The 25,245-nt window shown below is 47.6% G+C and carries 19 protein-coding genes; 5 read left to right on the top strand and 14 right to left on the bottom strand.

Going from position 1 to position 25,245, the window contains the following annotated elements; all coding sequences use genetic code 11:
- The first annotated feature begins 3 nt into the window (after window positions 1-3).
- A complete protein-coding gene (locus GA003_02630; protein ID QXD28893.1) occupies window positions 4-1,317 on the top strand; it encodes a Gfo/Idh/MocA family oxidoreductase in 1,314 nt (437 codons plus the stop codon).
- Window positions 1,318-1,328: 11 nt separating this feature from the next.
- Here the strand turns inward: GA003_02630 and GA003_02625 are convergent, their stop codons facing one another.
- From GA003_02625 to GA003_02610, 4 genes are all read right to left on the bottom strand, one after another.
- Window positions 1,329-2,768, bottom strand: a complete 1,440-nt coding sequence (locus GA003_02625) for a DUF1501 domain-containing protein (protein ID QXD28892.1) — start codon at window positions 2,766-2,768, stop codon at window positions 1,329-1,331.
- A gap of 2 nt (window positions 2,769-2,770) precedes the next feature.
- Window positions 2,771-5,683 (bottom strand): PSD1 and planctomycete cytochrome C domain-containing protein, encoded by a 2,913-nt coding sequence (locus GA003_02620; GenBank protein ID QXD28891.1) that lies wholly within the window; start codon window positions 5,681-5,683, stop codon window positions 2,771-2,773.
- Window positions 5,684-5,770: 87 nt separating this feature from the next.
- The gene (locus GA003_02615; GenBank protein ID QXD28890.1) at window positions 5,771-6,379 is read right to left on the bottom strand and encodes an HAD-IA family hydrolase; all 609 of its coding nucleotides are present in this window, start codon (window positions 6,377-6,379) and stop codon (window positions 5,771-5,773) included.
- A 51-nt stretch (window positions 6,380-6,430) separates the two neighbouring features.
- Complete coding sequence (locus GA003_02610; GenBank protein QXD28889.1) at window positions 6,431-9,325, bottom strand: insulinase family protein; 2,895 nt, start codon at window positions 9,323-9,325, stop codon at window positions 6,431-6,433.
- A 240-nt stretch (window positions 9,326-9,565) separates the two neighbouring features.
- On the opposite strand from GA003_02610, the gene nrtS reads away from it, so the two are divergent.
- Window positions 9,566-9,781 (top strand): nitrate/nitrite transporter NrtS, encoded by a 216-nt coding sequence (gene nrtS / locus GA003_02605; protein ID QXD28888.1) that lies wholly within the window; start codon window positions 9,566-9,568, stop codon window positions 9,779-9,781.
- 13 nt (window positions 9,782-9,794) lie between these two features.
- Here the strand turns inward: nrtS and recR are convergent, their stop codons facing one another.
- Window positions 9,795-10,394 carry a recombination mediator RecR gene (gene recR, locus GA003_02600; protein QXD28887.1) on the bottom strand — a complete coding sequence of 200 codons (600 nt, stop codon included), beginning with the start codon at window positions 10,392-10,394 and terminating at the stop codon, window positions 9,795-9,797.
- An 18-nt stretch (window positions 10,395-10,412) separates the two neighbouring features.
- Entirely contained in the window at window positions 10,413-10,721 is a 309-nt protein-coding gene (locus GA003_02595) for a YbaB/EbfC family nucleoid-associated protein (GenBank protein ID QXD28886.1), read from the bottom strand.
- Between the two features lie 154 nt (window positions 10,722-10,875).
- Here GA003_02595 and glnD point away from each other — a divergent pair, with 154 nt between their 5' ends.
- Together glnD and GA003_02585 are read left to right on the top strand one after the other, a co-directional pair.
- The gene (glnD, locus tag GA003_02590) at window positions 10,876-13,677 is read left to right on the top strand and encodes a [protein-PII] uridylyltransferase (GenBank protein ID QXD28885.1); all 2,802 of its coding nucleotides are present in this window, start codon (window positions 10,876-10,878) and stop codon (window positions 13,675-13,677) included.
- Between the two features lie 90 nt (window positions 13,678-13,767).
- Entirely contained in the window at window positions 13,768-15,471 is a 1,704-nt protein-coding gene (locus tag GA003_02585; protein ID QXD28884.1) for a GAF domain-containing protein, read from the top strand.
- Window positions 15,472-15,482: 11 nt separating this feature from the next.
- Here the strand turns inward: GA003_02585 and GA003_02580 are convergent, their stop codons facing one another.
- Window positions 15,483-16,082 carry an HNH endonuclease gene (locus tag GA003_02580; GenBank protein QXD28883.1) on the bottom strand — a complete coding sequence of 200 codons (600 nt, stop codon included), beginning with the start codon at window positions 16,080-16,082 and terminating at the stop codon, window positions 15,483-15,485.
- A 124-nt stretch (window positions 16,083-16,206) separates the two neighbouring features.
- Between GA003_02580 and GA003_02575 the strand changes: the two genes are divergently transcribed.
- A complete protein-coding gene (locus GA003_02575) occupies window positions 16,207-16,659 on the top strand; it encodes a hypothetical protein (GenBank protein QXD28882.1) in 453 nt (150 codons plus the stop codon).
- A gap of 9 nt (window positions 16,660-16,668) precedes the next feature.
- On the opposite strand, the gene xerD is transcribed toward GA003_02575, so the two are convergent.
- The 7 genes from xerD to ilvE all read right to left on the bottom strand — a co-directional run bounded on the left by xerD (window position 16,669) and on the right by ilvE (window position 25,237).
- Window positions 16,669-17,601, bottom strand: coding sequence for a site-specific tyrosine recombinase XerD (gene xerD, locus GA003_02570; protein QXD28881.1), 933 nt, complete (start codon window positions 17,599-17,601; stop codon window positions 16,669-16,671).
- 77 nt (window positions 17,602-17,678) lie between these two features.
- Window positions 17,679-18,098, bottom strand: coding sequence for a nucleoside-diphosphate kinase (ndk, locus tag GA003_02565; protein QXD28880.1), 420 nt, complete (start codon window positions 18,096-18,098; stop codon window positions 17,679-17,681).
- A gap of 96 nt (window positions 18,099-18,194) precedes the next feature.
- Window positions 18,195-19,991 carry a hypothetical protein gene (locus GA003_02560; protein QXD28879.1) on the bottom strand — a complete coding sequence of 599 codons (1,797 nt, stop codon included), beginning with the start codon at window positions 19,989-19,991 and terminating at the stop codon, window positions 18,195-18,197.
- Window positions 19,992-20,084: 93 nt separating this feature from the next.
- Window positions 20,085-22,577 (bottom strand): ATP-dependent Clp protease ATP-binding subunit, encoded by a 2,493-nt coding sequence (locus GA003_02555; protein QXD28878.1) that lies wholly within the window; start codon window positions 22,575-22,577, stop codon window positions 20,085-20,087.
- Between the two features lie 31 nt (window positions 22,578-22,608).
- A complete protein-coding gene (locus GA003_02550) occupies window positions 22,609-23,691 on the bottom strand; it encodes a protein arginine kinase (protein QXD28877.1) in 1,083 nt (360 codons plus the stop codon).
- Complete coding sequence (locus GA003_02545; GenBank protein QXD28876.1) at window positions 23,681-24,193, bottom strand: UvrB/UvrC motif-containing protein; 513 nt, start codon at window positions 24,191-24,193, stop codon at window positions 23,681-23,683. Before GA003_02545 ends, GA003_02550 begins: the two co-directional genes overlap by 11 nt.
- Before the next feature lie 177 nt (window positions 24,194-24,370).
- Window positions 24,371-25,237 carry a branched-chain-amino-acid transaminase gene (ilvE, locus tag GA003_02540; GenBank protein QXD28875.1) on the bottom strand — a complete coding sequence of 289 codons (867 nt, stop codon included), beginning with the start codon at window positions 25,235-25,237 and terminating at the stop codon, window positions 24,371-24,373.
- Window positions 25,238-25,245 lie beyond the last annotated feature (8 nt).

Genomic DNA, 25,245 nt, shown 5'->3' with positions numbered 1-25,245 from the left:
ACCATGAATAGACGAACGTTTGTTACTCGATCCACAGCGGCGGCGACACTGGTCGCGGCGCACCCCTTCCACATACTCAAGGCGAGGAGCCCGAATGAACGTATCAACCTCGCCTTCATCGGAGCCGGTGGCAAAGGTGCACACGCCATCCGTACATTGCAAAATGATGAATTGGTAAACTTTGCCGCCTTTGCCGACGTCGATGAGGTTAAAGCTGCTGAGAGCTTTAAGAATCATCCAAACGTCCCGCGGTTTAAAGATTTTCGGAAGCTGCTGGACCGACACGACAAGGACATCGATGCGGTGGTTATTTCCACTCCCGATCACATGCACCACTACCCTGCCAAGTGGTGCATGAAAATGGGCAAACCTATCTACCTTGAGAAACCTCTAGCCCACAGCATTGAACAATGCCGTGAATTGGCAGCTCTGGAAAAAGAAACCGGGCTCGCGTGCCAAATGGGAAATCAAGGCCATTCGGGTATAGGTATTCAACAACTTAAGACTTGGATAGATACTGGAATCCTTGGGGACATTGAGGAATTGGTGTCCTGGAATCCCGGACGAGACCGAAGAATCTGGACTCAGCGGCCTCCTGCTGAGCGAGTACCAGATACCCTCGACTGGAACCTCTGGTTAGGAGCTGCAGAAGAAGTCCCTTACAATAGTGAATACCTTCCTGGCTCCTGGCGTTGGTGGTTCGATTTTGGGCACGGTTCTCTGGGTGATTGGGCCTGCCACAATATGGATGCGCCCTACTACGCACTAAATCTTGGTTTACCTAGTGAAGTGAGGATTCGAAGCACAGGTCCGACAAAGTATAATTTCCCAAATGGCGTCGAAGTGAATTATTCGTTTCCAAGAGAAGGTGGAAAGGACCTCAAATACACCTGGTACAACGGCGACTATTTTGGACCCAAGCGCCCGAAAAACATGAACCCAGGAATTGAATTTGGGAATAAAGGCGGAGGCACCCTGATTATCGGATCCAAAGCCAGTGTTGTCATGAAGTCACATGCCGGAAGCCCTCGTATCTTTCCAGAAACAACACGACGAGAGCTCACTTCAAATCTTCCCAAGGTGGAGCCTAGAAGTAGTCATTACGACAACTGGTTGCGATCTATCAAGGGAGAGGAGAAACCTAGATCCCATTTCGCTTATTCTGCGCAACTCACCGAGGTCATGCACTATGGCAACATTGCTCTCAAAATTAACCGTGACTTAAAAATCGATCCTAAACAGGGAAAGATCATCGGTGACGAAGAGGCCACCTACTGGATGTCAGGCCCGAAGCCTAGAAAATTTTGGAAAATTTAGTACCTTGTCGACTAGGCGATAATATCCTTCACGACATGCGCGGGTTCGACGCCGGTCAGCTTTTGATCAAGTCCTTGGTGCGGGAAGATAAGTTTGTTGTGATCAATACCCAGTTGATGAAACATGGTGGCATGCAGGTCTCGAACATGCACTGGGTCGCGAGCGACATTGTAACAGAAATCGTCCGTCTCGCCGTAGCTGATACCTCCTTTGATTCCGCCACCGGCCATCCAGGTTGTGAAACAGCTGGGGTGGTGATCGCGTCCGTAGTTTTCACGGTCTCCAACGGTCAGGTTTTGCGCATAGGTGGTTCGACCAAATTCACCGGCGAAAACGACTAGCGTATCATCAAGCAGCCCACGCTGTTTGAGATCAGTTAACAGTCCTGAAATGGGTTGATCTACATCCCTTGCCTGCCCTCGCATGTGCAATGGCAGCTGTCGATGGTGATCCCATCCACGATGGAAAAGCTGAACAAAGCGGACGTCTCTTTCAGCCATTCTACGCGCTAGCAAACAATTGCGAGCGAAGGATCCCGACTGAGTCACTTCAGGTCCGTATAAGTCCATGGTCGCCTCGCTTTCCTGACTCAAATCAGTAAGCTCCGGAACTGAAGCCTGCATGCGAAAAGCCATTTCCTGCTGGGCAATCGATGTCTGAATTTCCGGATCTCCAGTAACCAGTTTCTGCTCGGCATTTACCTTGCCAACAAAATCGAGCATTTTGTTGCGCGCCTTACGATCGACCCCCTTGGGGTTAGAAAGAAATAAGACCGGATCCCCCACCGATTGGAAGGCAATACCTTGGTGTTTGCCAGGCAGGAACCCAGTTCCCCATAAGCGGCTGTAAAGCGCCTGCACGTTTGTTTTTCCAGACCAAAAGGCCGAAGATAAAATCACAAAATCCGGGAGATCACGGTTCAAAGACCCAAGGCCATAACTTAACCAGGATCCCATACTCGCCCGACCAGGCATTTCCGAGCCGGTGCAGAAAAATGTTTTGGCCGGGTCGTGATTGATCGCCTCGGTGTGCGTCGATTTGATCATGCAGATATCATCCGCGTGCTTGGACAAATGCGGAAGCAACTCACTCATCATCAATCCGCTTTGTCCTTGAGGTGCGAACTTGAAGATGGAGGCACAAATCTCCTGCTTTTTGCCACGCGTCATCGTCGTCACCCGCTGACCATTACTAATCTCCTTGGGCAATTCTTGGCCGTGTAATTTTTCGAGGTCGGGCTTATAATCGAACAAGTCGAGCTGGCTAGGTGCTCCAGCCATAAAAAGAAAAATGACCCGCTTGGCCTTCGCTGGATGATGCAGACCTGGCTGCACGGAAGCGACCAGAGGTTTCATCGACCCACCGAGAGTAGCGACCCCTAATCCAATGGATGCACGCTTGATAAATTGGCGGCGATTGAGTTGGTCACAGAATGATTGAAATTGATCCATGGTTATCTTCTTACTTTTGCAAGTTCTAGATTGAGCAGACTGTGAGTCATCATAGTCCACGCCGCGAGCTCCACTCGCTTATCAAATGCTGATCCTTTTAACTCCGGCGTAAGTGACTCGGTCAATGCCCGGTCGTTTTCGTAAATTTCGATAAACTCTGCGAAGGTTTCCTTCATCAGTTTGAGTCGATCGTCTGAGGGTAGATGCGAGGTGATTTTTTCGTAGGTCAGGCTTAACCCTGTTTCGAGATCATCCGTCTCCTCCAGTGTCAGCATCGCACTAGACTTGGCTGCTTTGAAGTACTCTTCCTCATTCATCATGAGCAGAGCTTGAAGAGGCGTGTTGGTGCGTTCCCTTCTTGGCAAACAATACTCACGAGAAGGAGCATTCATGATCGTCATTTGCGGTGGAGGCATGGCTCGCCTCCAAAAAGTGTAAAGGCTTCGACGATAGATATTATCATCGTCGTCTGGAATATAAGGTCTGTTTGCGACCATGTTTACCATGGCCCATAATCCATCTGGCTGGGGTGGTTTTACACTTTTGCCATACATGGAAGTGTTGAGCTGGCCGCTGACGGCCAGAATCTGATCGCGTATCACTTCAGCATCCAATCGATAGCGAGATCCACGGGCCAATTGTCGGTTTTCAGGATCCTTCGTGTAAGCCGTAGTGTCGGCGTCCGAGCTTTGTTTGTAAGTATTGGAAAGGACAATCGAACGAAACAGCTGCTTCACATTCCACCCCGATTCTATAAAGGAGACTGCCAACTCATCCAACAGATCCGGGTGACTGGGCCATTCTCCCTGAGCACCAAAGTCCTCTGACGTTTTAACCAAACCCACTCCAAATAGTTGCTGCCAAAACCGGTTAACCACTACCCGAGCAGTCAGTGGGTGATTCGGGGAGACAAGCCATTCAGCCAGATCCATGCGGGTGTACATGCCCTCTTTCTTTTCCATGGGCGGTAGAAAAGCAGGTGTGTTACGTTCCACCGGAGCATCGGGTGCGTCATAGGCCCCACCGATCAACATAGTAGTGAGACGAGGAGGATCCATTTCGGACATGATCATCGCCCCGGGTATGGTATGGTAATAAGCGGTTCGATTGGCCTTCAAATCAGCGAGCTGCTTTTGGATCTTCAGCACTTCCTTCGATCGCACTTTTGTGGTCCAGGCACTTTCATGGTCGGGGTCATGCACTTCAACGGATGACATCCAGGAAGCACTTTCGTCACTCCCCACCATCCAATCAGGGCTGGTGGTGAAGGTAAGTGTTTCGCCTCCAATGGTGTATTCCAAAATGAAGGCAAAACCGGCTTTCCCTGCCACACTCGCGGTAATCAAGTTGGCCCCCGGTTGAAGGATGCTACTCACGTCGGCAGCTACTCCATCATTCAATGTGAGTGCTTTACCCAGAGAGACGCCATTGACAAACACTTCAGCCTCGGAGTCATAAGAAGCAGTCGCCTCGGCATTCTCCAGATCCTTTCTGAGTACGATCCCCGTAAATGCACCTCTCCTGGAAGTTTCCGGTAGAGCAACAAATCGCGCCATGGCAGTTCCCGGTATCTCCGCCAAATCTAAGGTTGTTTTAAACTCAACCCGTTTGGATTGCACCTCGGGTTCGCTCCATATCCATGGCACTGAGACCTTGTTAAATTTAGCGGGCCATTTTTCTGACAAGCCCTGGCGTCGTTGGATCGCCTGGAGTTCAAAATCAAGTGCCCGCTCTCTCCCGTCAAACTCGGCTAGCTCCTTTTCCTGTTTAGGAGTCGTGAAATCGATAAAGGGTGGCTGAAGGCCTCGTTCCGGCTCCCTGCCCGTTTCAGCCGCTCCACCAAAATTATTAAAAAAGGCATAGAGCTGGTAGTAATCCTTTTGAGTGATGGGATCATATTTGTGGTCGTGGCATTGAGCGCATTGAACGGTAAGCCCAAGAAAGGTAGTGCCAAAGGCCTCAACACGATCCACCACATTTTTGTGCAAACTCTCCTCAGGCAAAGCGGTGCCTTTGTCGATGATAAGGTGAAGACGGTTAAATCCAGATGCCACTAACTGTTCTCGGGTGGGATCCTCATACAAGTCACCCGCCAACTGATATTTTATAAACTCATCAAACGGCAGGTTATTATTATAAGATCGTATAACCCAATCACGGTAGGTCGAAAAATCACGATCAAAGTCATGGTGCATACCATTGGTATCGGCCAAGCGAACCATGTCCGCCCAATAGCGAGCCATGTGCTCGCCAAAGCTCTTCCGGCTAAGCAAGCGATCAATCAATCGTGTGTATGCATCTCGACTTTTGTCATTTAAGAATTCATCAATCTCATCGAGCGTCGGAGGCAGCCCCGTTAAGTCAAAAGTAGCCCGTCGAATGAGGGTTCGTTTGTCAGCTTCAGGGTTTGGTTCCAGTCCCTGTGCCTCCAGGGAGGCCATTACGATTTGATCGATCTCGTGGGAGGCATATTTCTTGTTTTTGACCTTCGCTAGCTTCGCTTTTTCCGGCGGTATAAACGCCCAGTAATCCTGATATTCTCCGCCTTCAAGGATCCATTGCTTGAAGAGTGCAATTTCCTGCTCTGTGAGAGGCTCTTTGTGAGAACCGGCAGGGGGCATGCGTTCATCTTCATACTCTTCAATGATGCGCCACCAAAGTTCACTTTCTTCCGGCTCTCCTGGTTTGATAATAAAATAGTCATCCCGCGGAGTGAGGGCACCAAGCGGCCCATCGGCAATATCCATTCGCAATTCCTCCTCCCGATCCTCCTCGTCAGGCCCATGACAGTGGAAACATTTGTTCGATAGGATCGGACGAATGTCACGGTTGAAATTGACGGAGTTCTCCGCAGCCGATGACGCGGCGGCAAAGGCACTCAATAATACAGGGTAGATTAAAAATTTTCCTCTCATTCCGGTTCAAGTAGGACAAAAACGAATGAAATCAATGAAACCACACATGTCAAAACGATCGCGGCAGAAAAAGATTCTAACACCTTCCTATAATTCTAACTTAGGGTAAGGGTGCGTCTTCACATGAACAGCTTGCATGCCGGCTGCATGGGCCGCTTCAATTCCGAGGCCGGCGTCTTCGAAGACAAGGCACACTTTTGGATCGACCTCCAACAACTCTGCCGACTTTAGGAAAATATCTGGAGCAGGTTTGCCACGTTGAACATCCTCGGCCGTAACCAATACTTCCACCAAATCAGTGATCCTGAGTAATTCCAGGGTGCGACTTACACAATGACGCGTTCCGCCAGAGGCAACCGCTATACGGTGCTTTCCAACAGTATCTCTCAGCACATTCACAACCGCTTCAACAGGCCCGACTTGATCCAATGTGTCACGATAGAAACGGTTCTTCACTTCGTCGAGCTCATGACTGTCGATGGTGGTTCCATACTTCCTATCCAGGTAACGAGCAAATTCATGAATGGGCACCCCAGCCAAGCCATAATACACTTCCGGGCTCAATTCGATCTCGACGCCCATCTCAATAAACGACTTTTGGAATGCCGCGTAGTGCAGCGGCATCGAGTCGGCTAAAGTGCCGTCGCAGTCGAAAATATAAGCTTCAAAAGATCCTTCAGGAATATCCAGTTTCATAAGAAAGGCTGGAAGGAAAGCGAATCGTTGGAGGAGCGCAATGAAGAAGCATCAATCCCGAAAGATGTCATCGGGAGTAACCGTGATAATCTCCCCAAGCTTCTCAATGCTTGCCAGATCGATCCGGTCACTGGGACCAACAATGGAAATCAACTTTGGTTTGTTCGCAATGCGTGCCTTGTGGAACAATGTCAGATCGGCAAAATCTGCGCTAGCCAGATTCTGGAAACGTTGTGGTCGCGGATCGGACTCAAATCCAAGGCGCTCCCAGGATCGAACGGTGCCTGGAATGTCACGGAAGTCCAGCTTCCCTACCCGATATTGGTTTTCCAATGAGCCGAGTGTATTGGAGAAGCGACCTTCTGATTCGGGTAGATTATCAAAGAGTTCGAGAAAGACCTCGAGTGCCTCCACCGCTTTATCAGGCTGAGTTCCGATAGCGCCGATCATCAGATTTTCCGTATCTCGGTAGGACGGCTCCAGGTAGAGGGCTCCTACCGAATAAGCCAGAGCACGCGCTTCTCGCAACTCTTGGAAGACCACACTCGACATACCACCGCCGAAGTAATCGTTGTAGAGTTCAATAGCTAGCTCGTTGTCTTCATTGTAAGTGCCATCAGCAAATTCAATTCTCACTTGAGCCTGTGCTGTTTCCCAATCGAGGAAATACACTTCAGTTGATTCCGGCTCACGAATGTCAGCACTGTTGCGTGGGAGTGGATCCTTGAGATTCTTGGCCCCGGATGAATACTCCAGAATACTGGCTTTCACCTTTTCTATCGGCAGAGCACCTACATAAAAGTAATCGTGTTTGTATTGCTTTAAACTACTGACCTCGGCCAGTAATGAATCCACTTCCAAAGCCATGAGTTCTTCGGTGGTCATGCGAGTCAGGTACGGCGACTGATCACCATAACGGTTGTAGCTTCGTACGGCTGCGTAGAGGGACTGAATATCTTCTCTGGCATCCTTTCGCTGTTTTAGAATAATCTGCTTCAGCGTATCCAAAACTTCCTGACTTGAAACAGGATTGCTGGTAAACTCCTGCATCAACGCGAGCGTCTCGTCGAACTTCTCATCCAGTCCGCTGATCGAAAAGGAGCTAGTATGGTCCCCGACTGAGAATGCGAAATTGGAACCTTTGGAGTACCAGGCCTGCTTGAGCTCATCGGGACTTAAGTTCGGGGTCCCGGCTTTATCGAGGAGTAAACTGGCTGCTAACAAGCGATTATTTTCCCGACTACCGAACTCGAAGCTCATGGTAAGCGAGAACAAATCGTTCATGGGATTCTTCGTGTAGAACAAACGCACGTCATCACTCACTTCGACAATTTGGTAATCCTCACCTACTTCCAAAAAATCGGGCTCGATCGGAGCGGTCGGGTGGCTTAAAATTTGATTCCCAAATTCGGATGAAGCAAATCTTGATACATCTGGTTTCTCGAATTCTGGTTTTGCAACCTTGGGTGGCTCATACTCACCATTGCGACGATAAGCGGATACGTGCGGCGCGTTAAAATATTTGTTTGCCACGGCAACCACATCTTTCTTCGTCAACTTCTCCATTCGATCGATCTCAGAAATGGTGTATTCCCAATCTACTAACGAGTTGTAGGAAGTCGCCATGATTCCAGCACGTGAGTAGTTGGACTCCAGTTGCAGTTTCTCAGACCGCTTGAAGTCAGCTACAATGGCTGGAATCAACCAGTCACCAAACTCGCCTCGTTTGATAATTTCCAACTGCTCAAGCAACAATGACTCAACCTCCTCAAGGGTCTGCCCTTCCTTGGGTGATCCATACATATATTGCGTTCCCGCGTATTTACGGATGTAAGGAAAGGATCCTGCTGACAGCACTTTTTGCTGTTGATTAAGATTCAGGTTGATGAGTCCGGCACTGGCGTTATCCAAGATCATATCCACCAGCTTCAGGGCTTCAACATCTTCGTGCCCAATTGGCTGAGTCGAGAAGGCAATTTGCACCTGCTCCTCACCCGGGTAAGAAATCTCACCGGTACGGCGTTCAGTGATGGGCTTGGCTTGGCCGTATTTAAACTCAGGCACTTCACCGGGCTTCCAGTGAGAGAAATACTTGTCGATCAATTCGATGGTAGGTTCGATCTCAAAGTCTCCCGATAAACAGAGAGCTACATTGTTGGAAACATAGTAGGTATTAAAGAATTCATAGATGGCCTTGATGGATGGGTTCTTCAAATGCTCAACGTGACCGAGCACTGTCTGAGTTCCATAGGGATGATCCGGGTAGCGAAGCTCAAAAATAAGCTCACTGATCAATCGATCCTTATTGTCGTTGGAGCGATTCTTCTCCTCGTAGACAATTTCCAGTTCGGGAAGGAAAAGGCGAAAGACCGGGTCGCTGTATCGGTCGGACTCGATCATGGCCCATTGCTCCAATCGATTAGATGGCAACTCCATGAAGTAAACGGTGTAGTCGTTGCTCGTGCCGGCATTGATGAACGAGAGCCCCATCTGCTTCACCAGACTGTCCATCTCGTTGGGGATGGCATACTGGGATGCTTTGGCTGACTCCTCCGCAATTTCCCGGAAGAGAGCTTCCCGCTTTTCGGGATCCGTTTCGTGAAAACGCTCTTCGTAAAGCTCCTCGATCCGATCGATGTGAACTTTCTCTTTCTCCCAGTCCAGGGTTCCGAGCTTGGTGTTTCCTTTGAACAAAAGGTGCTCCAGGTAGTGCGCCAGACCGGTGTTGGTTTCCGGGTCGTTGGCACCCCCAGCGCGGACGGATAACTCAGCGAAAAATTTTGGTTCCTCATAATTCTCACTCAGGTATACACGGAGCCCGTTATCCAATTCGTAAATATGGACCTGCATGGGGTCGTTTGGCAGTGGCCCCTGAACCAATTTGAATCCTGCGGACAGGCTAACGACAGAGGCGAGAAAAAGAGTGGTGAAAAATAGAGATCTCATAAATGGCTATCCGTACTTGGAGTTGAACTAGGGATTGTCTTGGAATTCATCAATTTCGAGTATGAGTCATCTTTCTGCCCAAAATTCAGTGCTTCACACTCGATGAATATCGATTCACCTCCTGCTTGAGCTAAATTTTGATCTAGATTGCTGGCCCTCATAATCTCGTTACTGAATTTCAAGACACTCCTCAGAAGACAGGTTTGCCAAGCAATGGTTGCACTGCAAGTCTGCAAGACCATGGAATCCTGGCTCCAAACCACATCTACCCGATCCATCCAACTAACAGGTCTGAAAATAGCACTGGTCGTGGGGACGATCCTCAACCTGATCAACCAGGGAGATTCAATCATGGGAGGTAATTGGGAGCTCATTCACTGGCCGAAGCTAATGTTCACTTACTGCGTTCCCTATTGTGTGGCCGTATTTGCAGGCACTCATGCAAAAAGGAGCTAGTTTAAGAAACTTTCTAGCTGTCGTAGTCTCTGCGGCCGTCAATCGCACTTTTCACCGTAATCTGGTCGGCGTAAAGGATCCCTCCCCCACTCGGCAGGCCAAAGCCAATCCGACTAATCTTGATGGGGCGACCGTCGAGCATAGTCTCTGAAATGTAGTGGCAGGTTGCTTCTCCTTCTATGTCGTTTGAGAGAGCCAAAACAACTTCTGAAATCGGCGACTCCTCAAGGCGCTTTTCGATCGAGTTGAGATTCAACTGATCCGGACCAATCCCCTTTATGGGAGACAATTTCCCATGGAGGACATGGTAGAGCCCTCTATAAGATCCCGAACTTTCAATAGCCATCAGGTCAGGCACCTGCTCGACTACGCACAGAAGGGAGTCATCACGACGCTGATCCTCACACACTGAACAGAGGCTTTCTTCAGCCAAATTGCCGCAGCGCTCACAACGGCCTACTTGCTTGGAAGCACTCTCCAAAGCTTCGAGGAGGCCGGGCATAACATCTGGTTGTTCAACCAGAAGGTGGAGAGCAATTCGCTCGGCAGAACGAAACCCTAAGCCCGGCAACTTCTTAAGCTGCTTAACCAAATGATCGAACGAAGGCGTCATGCAACGACTAGATGAAAGCTAGAAGAGACCGGGCATTTGCATGCCAGCAGTGACATCTCCCATAGCTTCTTCCTTACCCTTCCGGGCGGCTTCAATCGCATCTTGGACTCCGATAGCCAGTGTCTCTTCCACAAAAGCCTTATCCTCCTTGAGGAATTCTGGGTCCAATTGGATCGCCTTAATATCACCGGATAAGGTCACAGTAATGTTGATCGCACCGCCTCCGCTAGAAACATCCATCGTCTGCTCAGCCAGTTCGGCCTCGAGCGCCTCGATCTTTTTCTGCATTTTCTGAGCCTGTTTGAGTAGTTTGCCTACGCCTGCCATGATAAATAAAATTAGGAGTTAGATCATTTTGTTGGATAAGAGGAATCGACGGTTTCTCATAGCCCGATGCAAGTCAAGCGGTTTGCCAAAGGTAGAAACGAGACAAGATCCTTGCCCTTTCAAAAGCTACGCGTACACCCTTTGCCTTTGAATCATGCCTAATACCACTGAACAAGATCCACCCAAGGCCAAACCGGTCCGTCTCTATGTTGCTGAGAAATGCGACAGACAAGACCGCCTGGAAATTTATAAGAAATGGATGGCTCAGGAAGATCTCAAGTTGCGCAAGCTACATGACAAGCAAACCTCAGGTATGAAAGTAGTGAAGGCCCGGTCGCACGTGATCGACCAGTTGCTCCGTCATATGTTTGAGTACGATATGAAGGCGTTTGAGGAGGAGTATGGGAAACTGCCCTTCCCTACAGGCCTGCTAGCACTGGGCGGATACGGACGTGCGGAAATGTGTCCCTACAGCGATGTGGACATCATGTTCTTATATCCTGAAAAGATACGCGCAAAAATTCTTCCAAAATTCCAAGAGGTATTTACGGAGCGCATTCTTTATATGCTTTGGGATCTCGGTTTCAAAGTCGGTCACTCTACTAGAACCATCAAACAGTCGATGGAAGAGGCCAAAGCCGATGTGCAATCGAAGAACGCGATGCTGGAATCGCGACTGGTCGCCGGATCCACCAATTTGTTTCAAATCTTCGAGCAAGCCTACCGGAACTTCTGCAACAAAAACGCTCAACAGTATATTCTGGATCGATTGGCTGATCAAAGAGCCCGAAGAGCTAAATTCGGTGATACAGTTCTGATTCAAGAACCAGACATCAAGAATGCGGTAGGTGGATTGCGTGATTACCACAACCTTCTTTGGATGGGGCAGATCAAGCTTGGTACATCCAGCCTTACTGAAATGGTTGAGAAAGGCTACTTGTCCAAAGACGAGCGCAAGCGCCTTCGCAAAGCCTATGATTTTCTTATTCGTACCCGGAATGAAGTGCACTTTCAAAGTGGCAGGCCAACGGATATCCTGACTTTTGAGATGCAGTACGTAACTGCTAAGAATTTCAATTACCCTCAGGAAGATTCCCTCAAACGCGTAGAGGCGTTTATGCGTGATTATTACCGGCATGCTCAAAACATTCTAAAGCTCTCGATTCTACTGGAGCAACGGCTGGCCTTATTGGAGACAGACCGCACAAAGATTTCATTCAGGGAAGTCCTTAATTCGCGACGTAGCGAACGCCCTCGATTGATCGATGGATTCATATTACGCGGTAAGGAACTGACAATGGAAAACCGAAAGATCTTCAAGGAGGATCCGCTCAGACTCATTCGAGTATTTCGACATCGTCAGCAGTTGGGAGTAAAACTAGACTTCGACCTAACGAACTTGATAACCAAGTCCCTCCACCTGATTGACGACGAGGTTATTCACTCGCCTGAAGCTAATAAAACGTTTCGGTCCATTCTTTCGGATGCGGGCAATGTCTACTCCAGTTTGAAGAGCATGCACGACTTGGGCGTTCTGGGAAAAATGATGCCTGAGTTTGAGAAGCTCACCTGCCTGGTTCAGCATGAGTATTACCATCGCTACACAATCGATTTCCATATTCTGAATACCATTAAACACCTGGACAATGTGGTGACAGATACATCGAAGGAGCTTCGTCATTACCGCGAGGAATTCCACAGATTGGACGACCCTGCCATTCTCTATATAATCCTTTTGCTTCACGACATTGGAAAAGGAGAAGGCATTAAAGGGCATGACAAAGTGGGGGTAGAAATATCAAAACCGATTCTCAAACGCTTGGACGTTGATCCACGTTTTCATAAAGAAATTTTATTTATTATAGGCAATCACTTGGAAATGGCACGATTCTGGCAGCATCACGACATTGATGACCCGCAGAACATTCAATCCTTTGCAGCCAAGGTTGAGAATCAGACCCAACTCAACTTACTCTACATTCATACCTACTGTGATGCTTGCGGCACTTCTTCCTCCCTCTGGAATAGCTATAAGGACATGCTACATAGAAGACTATTCACCGCTACCAGCAACCACCTCGCTTCCGAGAATAGCCTGGAAAAGGTACTGGAGAAGCAAAAGAGCATGATTTACGAAAAGCTTCTCAGTCTGAACATCGAAGATGTATCGCAGGAAGAGATCCATGCACACTGCAACCTCCTACCAGAACGCTACTTTGTTCATAATCGTGTCGAAGAGTTAATCATCCACATCAAGCTGGTGAATCAGTTGCTGCGAAATATAAGCGAGGCAGAATCACTAGCTGCTCTAGCTCCGGTTCATGATTGGACGGATGATTTCAACAAAGGGCACACAGCCGTTACGGTCGTCACTTGGGACCGCGCTGGATTATTTTACAGACTGGCTGGATCGTTCAGTCTTGCCGGTTTGAATATCGTTAGCGCCAAGGCCATCAATCGAATGGACCACATTACCATCGATACATTTTACGTTTGTGATGCCAAGGGAGGTATTGTTCAAAGCAAGTCTGTTAGAGAAAAATTCGAGGAATGCCTCAACATGGCCGTGGTAGAGAATAAAGACCTCACAAAAGCGATCCTGAATCAGTCCAAGTCCCAAAAGCCAAGCAATCTTTTCACAACCGACAAACATAGCCACACACCCTTTCCAGAAACAGTAGACGTCTACCACGAAGTAGAACTACAGAAAACAGTGGTGGAAGTCGAAGCCTACGATCAAATAGGCCTACTCTATTTCCTAGGCAAAGTGATATACGAAAAAGGTTATGATATCACTTTCGCAAGAATTGCTACTGAGAGAAACATTGCTGTAGATACCTTCTATATCGAAAGCTCTCGAGATAAGGAGGGTGGAAAGAAAAGTGCCAACCTTGTAGACTTGAAGGAAATGCTTCAGGGAGTTGTTGCATCCGATGCTTTCAAGGCAGTCCATTAATTAGACAGTAGAATTCAAAAATGCGCCTTGCAGCGTAATTTGTATTTATGCGATGGGTGAGGGTGACCAACCAAATCAATTTGGGTAAAAATGAGCAAATCAAATGAACGAGATGCACTGATAGATCTACTGTATCGCATACGTGTGATCGGGCATGAAGCGAAGGACCCACAAAGTGCACTCACCACTATTCTAGAGCTCGTTCAGCAATATTTTGCAGCCTATTCGGCGAGCATAGCGCTCTTAAACCCAGATACCCGGGAACTCGATATTGAGGTGAACCGGGGGCTTCCTCAAGATACCAGGGATGTTCATCTTCCAGTAGGAGTAGGCCTTACGGGGTGGGTGGCTCTACACGGGAAATCCCTATTGGTTCACGATGTAGAACAAGACCCCCGTTACTTCAAAATCTCCGATCATGTGAGGAGTGAGCTAGCCTGCCCGATGATAGAAAAAGGGCAAATTACCGGCGTTATCAACATCGGCTCGGATCGCAAAAACGCATTTTCTGAAGACACCCAACGGGCCCTAGAGATAATCGCTGAGGAGACGACTCAGATTGTGGGTCAGCTCTGGCTGATTCAAGGTCTTCAAAACCGCTCGCAACAATTGGAATCACTGATTTCAATGGGGCAGGACTTAATCTCAAGGTTGGACCTAGATGATTTACTAGAAACCATCACTCGTGAAACGCATAGCATCATGCGATGTCGTTTATCGATGTTGCTCGTGCTTAGTCCTGACAAGGAACGTTTAAAGGTCCACTCCATGCATGGAGCCAAAGGAAAGTATGATCCCTTACCGGAACTGGAGCTACAAGATACGTCATTTGGAGTCTCAATACAGCTAAAACGCCCCATCGACGTTTTTGATCTACGACGCTCCGAGGAGGATCATTTCTGGGATATTGTGAGTGGTGAAAACCTCCAATCCATGGTCTGTTGTCCGATCCTCTGGGAAAACGAAGTTATCGGGCTATTAGCCACCTATGCGGATAAGATGCACCGCATAAACGACCAGGAGAAACGCATCTTAAGTACCCTCGCCAGCTTCAGTGCTGTAGCCATGCAGAACTTGAGGCTCTACACCATGATGTTCGAGAATGAGGAGCATCTACAAAAGAATGATAAGTTAATCACGCTTGGCTTGTTGGCCGCAGAGATTGCCCACGAAATCCGAAACCCGCTAATGGTTATCAAGCTTCTCTTTAGCAGTCTTGACTTGAAATTTGAAGAAGGAGACCAACGGCGCAAAGACGCGCAGATCATCGATGAAAAAATTGGTCAACTCGAAGGCATCGTAGAACAAGTTCTGAGCTTTGGAAAAACGTCGGAGTCCATGCACTCGCACTGGAACCTTGCTGATTTGATTGAAGAAAGCATGCAGCTCGTGCGACTGAAATTGCTCCAAAATAAAATCTCTGCGGTGTTTGAACCCTCGGAGGAAAAACTCATAGCAGAAGCCAATAAAGGGCAAATCCAACAAGTCATTTTGAACCTGGTTCTAAATGCGTCCCAAGTAATGACCGAAGGTGGTCAAATAACTTTCCGCTGCTATAGCGAATCGATCGGAGAGCAACCATTTGGCTGTATTGAAGTAGAAGATACAGGACCTGGAATTCAGAGTGAACTTAAGGAAAAAATATTCGACTCTTTCCTAACAGGCAGACCCGGAGGCACAGGATTGGGACTTTCCATTGTGAAACGGATACTGCGAAGCCATAGAGGAGACATAGAGGTAAAAGAATCGAGCCATCTAGGGACGACCATGAAATTCTGGCTTCCGTTGACTTAAGCCAAAGCCCGTTAAGATAGCTTCAAAGGATTCAGGAAATAGTCCCAGGAGGGATTTTTCTCTTTATTCTCCGCAACGGATACGAAGGGCCTCCATTTCGGCTTGGCCGGTTTTCGAATAAGCCGCATTCCAGCCTCATGGGGAAGGCGATCGGCTTTTTTTGAATTACACCGAATACAGGAGGTGACTACATTCTCCCATGAAGTTCGTCCTCCGTGATGACGAGGAATCACATGGTCCAGATTGAGCTCATTTTCAATGAATTGATTTCCACAATACTGACAACGGTGCTTATCCCGCTCGTAAATGTTATTTCGATGAAACTTCACTTCTTTGATAGGTAATCGATCGAAGACCTTTAAAATGATCACTTTGGGTAAGCGTATCAGGTGATTGATTGTGTGCAGGTATTCTGGTCCTCCATCACCCCATAAATTTGATGAATCCACCCATTGATCAAAGTCGTATAACTGAAAGTCACCTTCTTCCTGATGAATCACATCTGCATGACCTTGGACCAAAAGACTGAATGCTCGTTTTACACCGACGACGTTGACAGCTTGCCAGCACCGATTCAGCACCAATACTTGTCTTGTCAATACAGCTTCCATCCGGAGAAGTCTTTTAAATTGCGCCAAAACTACCTGTCAAATTAATCTTGGTTACAGGAAGGTAAAAAGAACTAGAAATATGGGAACCGGAGAGAGAAATATATTCTCAGAGTATAAGATCAACATGAAAGCACTTATTGTCGTATCGTTATTAGGTATACTTGGATTGAGCGGTTGCGTATCCACTCCTCAATCACGTGTGGATGAAAACAAGGATTTGTTTGAGAGTTATTCGGCCAACCAAAAGGAAACAATCCTGAAGGGTGAAGTCGATTTAGATTTCACACATGAGATGGTGATGATGGCCGCAGGAATGCCAGATAGGAAAGCCAAGAAACGGACAAAGGATGGGACCACAGAAGTATGGACTTACTACGAATACCGTCCTCGTCCTATTGATGGCTATGGATATGGGGGCCACCACGGATTTTTCACATACAACTCGTATTACGGTAGCTGGATCAGGAGACCCTATTGGGACAACCACGTCGTTGTAGGAAGCTATGGTGAACCTGAAAAGAACCTCGTGGTCGATTTTCGTGAGGGCAAAGTCATCTCCTACGAGATGGTACAGTAGAAGTATGCTTCAATCACCCAATCGATTTCGTGGGTGAAATTTACTGTGCTGATCAATAAGGCGGCTATCTTCAACCGTAGTGTAAATCTGCGTAGTTGAAATATCGGCATGTCCAAGCATTTCTTGAATCGCACGCAAATCAGCCCCGCCATTCAGCAAATGAGTCGCAAAGGAGTGTCTTAGTAAATGGGGTTTTACCGGCTTTTCGATTCCCGCTACCGTGGCGCAACGCTTAATGATAACCCAAACCATTTTTCGGCTGATCCCTTTGCCCCGTTCACTGAGAAACAAATCACTACCCGTATGCGGTTTAACAAAGAATGCTCGTCCAGCATCTAAATAGGAACGAATGGCATCAACGGCCCGGGAGCCTACAGGAACAAGTCTTTCTTTTGCCCCTTTTCCATAAACTCGGAGAAATCCTTGATCTAAATCCAATTGGTGTAACTCCAATCCACCCATTTCTGATACACGCAGACCACTGGAGTAAAATAATTCCAGCATCGCACGATCGCGAAGGCCGTAAGGAGTATTCAAGTCAGGAGCAGCCAGCAATCTGTCCACCTCCTCGGGATTCAAAGTCTCAGGCAATCGACGAACCATTTTGGGCCCTGTAATTAATTCACTGAAGTCATCCTTTCGAATATCTTCCTTTACGAGGAAACGAGCCATCAACCGAATACTCGTTAACTTGCGCGCTAAACTGGCTACAGCATAGTCGTCTCCGCTGAGTGAACTGATCCACAAGGAAATATGGTCATGTGAGACTTGTGTCCAATCAGTCAGGTTGAGTGATTTCAAAAATCCGGCACACTGCTCTAAGTCGCTGAAATAGCCGGAAACGGTATTCTGACTCAGCCCCTTCTCCAATTCTACATGTACAGCGAAAGCCTCAATGAACTCAGCGAGTTGTTCGGGTATTCTAGCAACACAGCGATACATCTAAACCAACGCTAGCGCATCTTCCTCAAGAGAAAATAAAAAAGCGGGAGAATACACGCGCTCCAAATACACAGAGGCTATGCCTTGATAAAGTCAGCCTCGTCGAAGAAACGTGCGATTTCTGTTTCAGCAGCCTCCGGACTATCAGATGCGTGCACCACGTTAATCATTACCGATTCACCGTAGTCGCCGCGAATGGTTCCAGCCGGGGCCTTCGTTGAATCTGTAGGTCCAAGCAACTCGCGCACTTTTGGAATGACGTCCTCACCTTGCAGAATCATGACCACTACAGGCTCAGAAGCCATAAACGCCTCGATTTCCGGGAAAAAGGGCAATTCAGCGATATGAGCATAGTGAGTCCGAAGCAAATCGGAATCGAGCTGCATCATCTTGCATCCAGCAACCGAAAAGCCTTCCGCTTCGAACCGGCTTAATACGGAGCCCATCAGCTTTTTCTTCATGCAGTCGGGCTTAAAAATGATCAGTGTTCTGTCCATGGCAATCTAGGTAGAATGGTATGCTATTGGTTCAGCATCAGCCAAATAAAGCCGCCAAGCATCCAAATTAAGTTAGCTTTTTCAAGCTTGAATCCATCAGAGCCCAACTTGGACTTTTATCTTAGAAATTTCCCCAGCCATCTGCGACTGGGCTGGAGGATTCAAAACCCGTTCAGCTTCCATAATGACAATCTTGGCATCTCCGTTACGCCCTTCTTTCATTAGATAATACATGAACGGCAAAACCAGCTGATCTAACAGTTGTATTCCAGCTTGGTCTCCTAATTGATACAGTAACTTTTTGTAGACATACATCTGAGCTGACCGAGAGTCCGATTGAATGGATTCCTCCAAAATCTTAACAGAATTCTGGATAGCCAGATCCGGACGATTATCTTTGTTGCGGTAGGTAATGCGATTGCGCTCAGAACGAGCTGAATTTTGACGCCCGGTCGCTTCAAGGTATTCAGCAAAAGAGGTCAAAAACTTCGCTTCCAGATCAGAATAGGTTCTGAACGCCGACAGCGCCGACCGATAGGTAGCATCGACTCGGTTCCGCAATGCTCCATTCTGTTTCCTCAGATCAATTAGCAATTCCCAAGCTTCCGCATTCCGACGCTCCATCGCTACGGCATCTTCAGCCGCCTTCACGGCTTCTTCTAATTGGCCCATATATCCAAGAATACGAGCCCAGTAGAAATGGGCTTGGGACCTGCAAAATGAATTGGAATTGTGATAGCCAGCACCAATAAACGCAACCTCGTGATCAGAGATATAGCCCCAGGTTTGTGGATTAAAGCCATAGCCTGTGACAAAGCGCTGGTCTGCGTAGCGCCCAGCATCCATCTCCCATTTACCTCGATTATTTAAGTAGCCAAACCACGCGTGACGACCGTCTAAGCCAGAGCCTAAAAATTCTATTGTGGGTAACCCCTGGGCCTTCCCCACTTGGCTGGCGAAGTAGGCTTGATCGACACAGATCCCTCCGGCTTGAAAAATTGAAGGCAACGAATAGTCATCGTAAATCCAGTACATCTGACCACGTTCCAAGCGAGGCATATCGTATGTAATCATGGTATAAACGTCCTCGAATTCAAGAGGGCTCACGGTTACGTTGCTGTGAACCCATTCAACCTCTTCAGGTGTAACTATCAAATCTACCATGAAGATAGTATCCGATAATGATAAGCGTCTAATTGAGTTGTGAAACCATTTGGAATTCCGTGCATTTGTGAAATAAGCAAAGACCTCTTCAGGACTTTGTAGTTGCCTTGGTAATACATGCTGACCGACTTGAGCATGAGGCCATTGAGGTGGCGGCGGGACATCGTGAACAAAGGCAATTGCAAAAGCTAATTCGGAGTACCGTCCAAAAAGATACTTATTGTTAGAATAGAATCGCTCCAGGATAGAAAAGAATTCCGTCAACAAATCAGTAGGCTCCCATTGATTGTAAGTAGATCTCATCAGATCACTCTTAGAGAAAAAATATCGCAAGAAATCGTCACTCAGTCGCTCACCAAGAATACCTTGAAAATAGGGAATCTGAGCAGGCATATTGGCATGCAAACGATTGGCCTTACCCATCTTATCTACCCATTCGGTTACGTATTCTGATTCCGACTGGTGCATCAAATCGATCCAAAGGAAGGTATACAGAAGTCGTTCGGCTACCGGATGACGGCGCTCATAGGCATGTTTCGCATCTCGAAAAACAGACATCCTTAGCTCCGACCAGCCATGTGCATCTCGGTAGTTTAAAAGCTTTTGAGGAAAAACAGATGCATTCGCGATCCCAATCCACGGGTAATCTTCCTCAGCCTGCCCTAAAGACAGGTTTACCCATAGCAGGCTAAACAGGCAGAAGCACAATCGTTTGAGATAACAACGCATTAGAAGGTAAACGTTTATAATCAGTGCTGTGGTTGCATAAAAATAAAGGGCTCCTGAAGGAGCCCTTTGAAATTAATATCATTTAAAATCCAGCTAGTTAGATGGGACTTCAGATGATGATTGTTTTTGCTCAAACTTTATCGCCCCATCTTCCATCACTACTTCTATCGGATCCACTTTCTTGAGGTCGCCACGCAAGATGGCTTCTGCAAGAGGATCTTCAATGTATCGTTCTACGGCTCTACGCAATGGACGCGCACCGTATTTTTCATCGTAGCCATTCTCAATAAGGTATTCCTTCGCCTCTTTGCCAACAGTCATGAAGATCTCGTGAGACTCCAGGCGCTTGATGACACCCTTAAGCTCAATATCAACGATTTTAACAAGGTCCTCTTTAGTAAGAGAGCGAAATACAACCAACTCGTTAATCCGATTCAGGAACTCAGGCTTAAATACCCGTTTGGATTCTTCCAAAATCTTTTCCTTAACGCGTTCGAAATCGTCAGCATTCCCTGTCTTCTTACCAAATCCGAGGGAAGTCTCCTTCTGTATCAATTGAGCCCCTACATTGGAGGTCATAATGATAATTGTATTCCGGAAGTCTACCACACGGCCGAGACTGTCCGTCAGGCGTCCATCCTCAAGTACTTGAAGAAGCAGCTGAACAACATCGGGGTGAGCCTTTTCAATTTCGTCAAACAGAACAACTGAGTAAGGTTTGCGTCTCACAGCTTCAGATAGCTGGCCGCCATCTTCGTGCCCAACATAGCCAGGAGGAGACCCGATCAAACGAGATACGGTAAATTTCTCCATGTACTCAGACATGTCGATCTGGATAATAGCGTCCTGATCGCCAAACATGTTTTCAGCAAGCGTCTTTGCCAAGTGAGTCTTACCAACACCTGTCGGCCCCATAAACATGAACGAACCAATCGGACGGCGTGGGTCTTTCAGGTCAGCTCGAGAGCGACGTAGCGCTTTGGCAATGACCTCAGTAGCCGCATCTTGGCCAACAACCTCTTCCTGCAAATCCTTTTCAAGTTGGAGCAAGCGTTGAGTTTCCTTCTGCTCCATGCGCGTCAGCGGAATACCGGTCCATCCAGAAACGATTTTTAACATATCGTCTCCACCGACAACAATCTCCATCTCCTTCCGACTTTGCTTCCAATCTTCCATAAGCTGCTCACGCTTCTGACGGAGTTGCTTTTCCTGGTCACGGAATTTGGCAGCTTCTTCGAAATGTTGCTTACTAATTGCGTCTTCCTTAAGTCCACAAACCTCTTCGATCTCGTTTTGTAGATCATCCAGTTCAGGTGGGCGGTTCAGACTTGCTATGCGGGCACGTGAACCAGCTTCATCGAGAACATCAATGGCTTTGTCAGGTAAGAAACGGTTTGTGATATAACGATCAGAAAGCTGAACAGCCAACTCCAATGATTCGTCAGTATAGGTCACGTTGTGATGCTCTTCATATTTCCCACGAATTCCATGCAGGATCTTCACTGCATCTTCCTTCGACGGAGCATCTACTTTAACGCTTTGAAAACGACGATCTAGTGCACTGTCCTTTTCAATAAATTTGCGGTACTCGGCTAGCGTTGTAGCTCCTATACATTGCATTTCACCACGCGACAGAGCGGGTTTGAAAATATTGGAAGCGTCCATCGCTCCTTCGGCAGCACCGGCTCCAACGATCGTGTGTAATTCATCGATGAACAGGATCACGTTGCGAGTGCGCTTAATCTCGTCCATGACGGCTTTGATGCGCTCCTCGAATTGCCCACGGTATTTTGTCCCAGCCACCATAAGAGCAAGGTCCAAAGTAACAACGCGTTTATCAGCCAGAATCTCAGGCACAATCCCGTTAATAACTTCCTGGGCAAGTCCTTCGACAATCGCGGTCTTTCCCACGCCGGCCTCACCAATTAAAACTGGATTGTTCTTGGTACGGCGACAAAGGATCTGAACCACACGTTGAATTTCCTTCTTACGGCCAATGACCGGGTCAAGTTCACCCTTGCGGGCCATCTCTGTAAGGTCGCGGCCAAATGCCTTCAAAGCAGGAGTCTTAACTTCCTTTTTGTCTTCTCCACCTTTCGCATGCGGCGCAGAAGCGGGCTCCTCAACATCGCTACCAGCGTAGTTGGGGTCCAATTCACTTAGAATTTCGTTTCGAGTGCGCTCAATATCCACATCAAGTGATTTGAGAACTTGGGCGGCAACGCCCTCTCCTTCACGAAGCAGGCCGAGTAAAATATGCTCGGTTCCCACATAGCTGTGGTTGAGGTTTTTCGCTTCCTTACTCGCCAAGGCCAAGACTTTCTTGACCCGAGGAGTAAAAGGGATGTTGCCAGAAGGCTTAGCTTCCTGGCCCATGCCGACTTGCTTTTCGACGGCACTGCGGACCGTAACCAAATCGAGGCCCATCTTTTGCAGCACGTTGACAGCAACGCCTTGGCCGAGGTTGATTAACCCCAGCAGCAAATGTTCAGTTCCCACGTAATTATGGTGAAAACGATCTGCTTCTTTCCGAGCCAGCGCTAATACCTGCTGAGCGCGCGGAGTGAAATTGTTCATCGGTTCCATTGGTACAAATTTGTAAAGTTAGGTTGTGGATTTATTGGGTAAAATGATCAAAGGTAAGTTCGGGAAGTTTGGCAAAGGCGTCCCGCAGAAGGGAAGCTCTTAGCACATCCCTCTGGTTTGGTTCAATTTCTTTATTTGCGTTGAATTGGATGTGTCCGGGCTGACATTCGATAAATAATCGGTCCACCAAGGTACGAGATTGTTCCGGTATTGAGCCAAAATCGATTGCCAAACGAATTAGGGAAAGACGGTTCATCGCCTCAGAAGAGCTTAAAAGATGCCCACTTCTTAACACCCCATAAGCACGGCCGATTTTGTCGAAAACCTTATTACTGTCATCCTCGAGAACTTTTTCGCGTGCATCTTCCTCACGCTCAATGATCGTCGCCATGACGCTATTAAGACGTTTCAAAATTTCATCTTCGGTTTCACCAAGCGTTTGTTGGTTGGAAATCTGAAAGAAACTTCCACTTGCGTCCGAGCCTTCGCCAAAAATCCCGCGAACGGCAATTCCCAGCTGATTCACGGCACGAACCACCTTTTCCATCTGTCCGGAAATAACCAGACCAGGCAAGTGAAGCATGGCAGAAGCTCGCAAACCGGTGCCCACATTGGTCGGACAAGCTGTCAGGTAACCTAATTCCTTGGTAAATGCATAGTTGAGGGATTCCTCAATGGCAGTGTCGATGCTGTTGATAAAATTCCAGGTGCGCTTCAAATGCAGCCCGTTCTTGATGACTTGAATTCGGAGGTGATCTTCCTCATTGATCATGATGGAACAGGCCTGATTCTGAGAAATAACTACGCCGGCACCTTCCGGTTCGTTACTTAACTCCCGGCTAATCAAATGCCGTTCGAACAAGATCTGGCGCTCTAATTCGGTCAGTTCGTCGATCCGCAGACCGGTTGGGTTTTTTATCTTGGGAATTCGGGCAGCCGCTTCCAAACAACGGCCAAGCACCTCTTCCTTTTGTGTCTTTTTGGCCCACCCTGGGAACGGGAACTGCGACAAATTTCTAGCTAAACGAATACGAGTGCTCATGACGATCGGGCACTTAGCAGCCGATCCATGGGTTAATTCTCCCCTACTCTTCAATAGCGATCTAATGGACATGTGATTCCTCACTTTCCTCACTCAATCGCAATAATTCGTCCCTCAAATTGGCAGCGTCTTCGTATCGTTCCTCGTCGATGGCCTTTTGTAATTGAGCCTTAACATCGAATACTTTCGTTTGAGATTCCTCACGAGCGAGGGTGTTTTCAGCCTCTTTTCCGACATGCTCAATTCCCTTGTGCATGTGCGTAAGCATGGGAGCAATCATAGGAGCCAAATCTTCGTAACAGCTTGGGCATCCGAGCCTTCCAAGTTTTTTGTAATCCTCAGGAGTAAATCCGCAGACACTACAAACCAAATCTGAATGCACGATTTCCAATTCATCATTGTCTCCGTTACTCGCCAGTAAGTCGGCAAGTGAAAATCCATTGGGATCGGTCACTCCCTTTTCCTTAGCACAGGTCTCACACAGATCGATCTTATGAATCTTTCCATTCACAATCTGAGTCAGGTGTACGGTAGCGAGTTTGCTGCAAATATCGCAATTTATCGATTCAGCCATGGGTGGGACTTAGTTAGTAATATTTATTATGTATGAAAAAAACATTTCTTCAACTACAAGCATGATCCATTCCCACAGAAAATGGTTCAAACGCCAGGCGAAGACTATTTAATGAATAGGAGGCCGAGAACCTGAGTTAATTCCAAAACCTCAGCTATTGAAATCTGAGGAATATTTTTACAGAAAAGTGCCCTCTTTGGCAACCCTGGAACGGAATTCTTCGAGGAACTTTGCCGTCTTCTTTCCAGGGGTTCCCTCACCGATTGGTCGCCCATCGACTTCAACCACAGGAATGACCTCGGCGGCAGTCCCCGTCAGGAAACACTCATCGGCGATCCAAATGTCATAACGCGTTAGATTTTCCTGCATGACGGGTACGCCCAAATCTTCTGCAATATCCAGAACGACACTTCGCGTAACCCCTTTCAGTGCACCAGCATGAAAAGGAGGGGTCCAAAGCTTCCCTTTCTGGAAGATAAAGACGTTGTCGCCTGTGCATTCAGCCACATAGCCCTGATCGTTCAACATTAGAGCTTCGATGTAACCAAGCTGATCGGCTTCCATTTTGGCCATGATGTTATTCAGATAATTCATGGACTTCACTCCAGGGCTCAAAGCAGCAGAATTGATTCTACGCGTGGGCACAGTGATAATCTTGAGGCCTTCCTGGTAGTACTCGGCCGGATACAAAGCAAGATGATCAGCTATACAAATCAAGCTTGGGATCGAACAAGTCTTTGGAGACAGCCCAAGGTTTCCCTTGCCTCGAGTAACAATGAGACGGATGTAGCCATTCTCCAACTCATTTACCCGACAAGTCTCGCAAACGATGTCAGCTATTTCCTGACGAGACCATGGCATTTTTAGAAGAATGGCCTTCGCAGAATATTCCAAGCGCTCCAAATGCTCCTCCAATCGGAAAACGCAGCCTTGATAAAGACGAATACCTTCGAAGATACCATCACCGTATAGCAATCCATGATCGAAGACTGAGATCTTCGCATCATCTGCATCTACAAATTGGCCATCTAAATATACTTTCATAATGGGAT

This window comes from Opitutia bacterium ISCC 52, from assembly GCA_014529675.2.
Classification (GTDB): Bacteria; Verrucomicrobiota; Verrucomicrobiia; order Opitutales; family UBA2995; genus UBA2995.
This window is presented reverse-complemented; position numbering and strand designations above follow the sequence as displayed.

Bases quoted from the DNA above. Each gene is read 5' to 3' on its own strand.
- GA003_02630 (QXD28893.1), top strand. From the start codon at position 4: ATGAATAGACGAACGTTTGTTACTCGATCCACAGCGGCGGCGACACTG.
- GA003_02625 (QXD28892.1), bottom strand. From the start codon at position 2,768: ATGGATCAATTTCAATCATTCTGTGACCAACTCAATCGCCGCCAATTT.
- GA003_02620 (QXD28891.1), bottom strand. From the start codon at position 5,683: ATGAGAGGAAAATTTTTAATCTACCCTGTATTATTGAGTGCCTTTGCC.
- GA003_02615 (QXD28890.1), bottom strand. From the start codon at position 6,379: ATGAAACTGGATATTCCTGAAGGATCTTTTGAAGCTTATATTTTCGAC.
- GA003_02610 (QXD28889.1), bottom strand. From the start codon at position 9,325: ATGAGATCTCTATTTTTCACCACTCTTTTTCTCGCCTCTGTCGTTAGC.
- nrtS (QXD28888.1), top strand. From the start codon at position 9,566: ATGGAATCCTGGCTCCAAACCACATCTACCCGATCCATCCAACTAACA.
- recR (QXD28887.1), bottom strand. From the start codon at position 10,394: ATGACGCCTTCGTTCGATCATTTGGTTAAGCAGCTTAAGAAGTTGCCG.
- GA003_02595 (QXD28886.1), bottom strand. From the start codon at position 10,721: ATGGCAGGCGTAGGCAAACTACTCAAACAGGCTCAGAAAATGCAGAAA.
- glnD (QXD28885.1), top strand. From the start codon at position 10,876: ATGCCTAATACCACTGAACAAGATCCACCCAAGGCCAAACCGGTCCGT.
- GA003_02585 (QXD28884.1), top strand. From the start codon at position 13,768: ATGAGCAAATCAAATGAACGAGATGCACTGATAGATCTACTGTATCGC.
- GA003_02580 (QXD28883.1), bottom strand. From the start codon at position 16,082: ATGGAAGCTGTATTGACAAGACAAGTATTGGTGCTGAATCGGTGCTGG.
- GA003_02575 (QXD28882.1), top strand. From the start codon at position 16,207: ATGAAAGCACTTATTGTCGTATCGTTATTAGGTATACTTGGATTGAGC.
- xerD (QXD28881.1), bottom strand. From the start codon at position 17,601: ATGTATCGCTGTGTTGCTAGAATACCCGAACAACTCGCTGAGTTCATT.
- ndk (QXD28880.1), bottom strand. From the start codon at position 18,098: ATGGACAGAACACTGATCATTTTTAAGCCCGACTGCATGAAGAAAAAG.
- GA003_02560 (QXD28879.1), bottom strand. From the start codon at position 19,991: ATGCGTTGTTATCTCAAACGATTGTGCTTCTGCCTGTTTAGCCTGCTA.
- GA003_02555 (QXD28878.1), bottom strand. From the start codon at position 22,577: ATGGAACCGATGAACAATTTCACTCCGCGCGCTCAGCAGGTATTAGCG.
- GA003_02550 (QXD28877.1), bottom strand. From the start codon at position 23,691: ATGTCCATTAGATCGCTATTGAAGAGTAGGGGAGAATTAACCCATGGA.
- GA003_02545 (QXD28876.1), bottom strand. From the start codon at position 24,193: ATGGCTGAATCGATAAATTGCGATATTTGCAGCAAACTCGCTACCGTA.
- ilvE (QXD28875.1), bottom strand. From the start codon at position 25,237: ATGAAAGTATATTTAGATGGCCAATTTGTAGATGCAGATGATGCGAAG.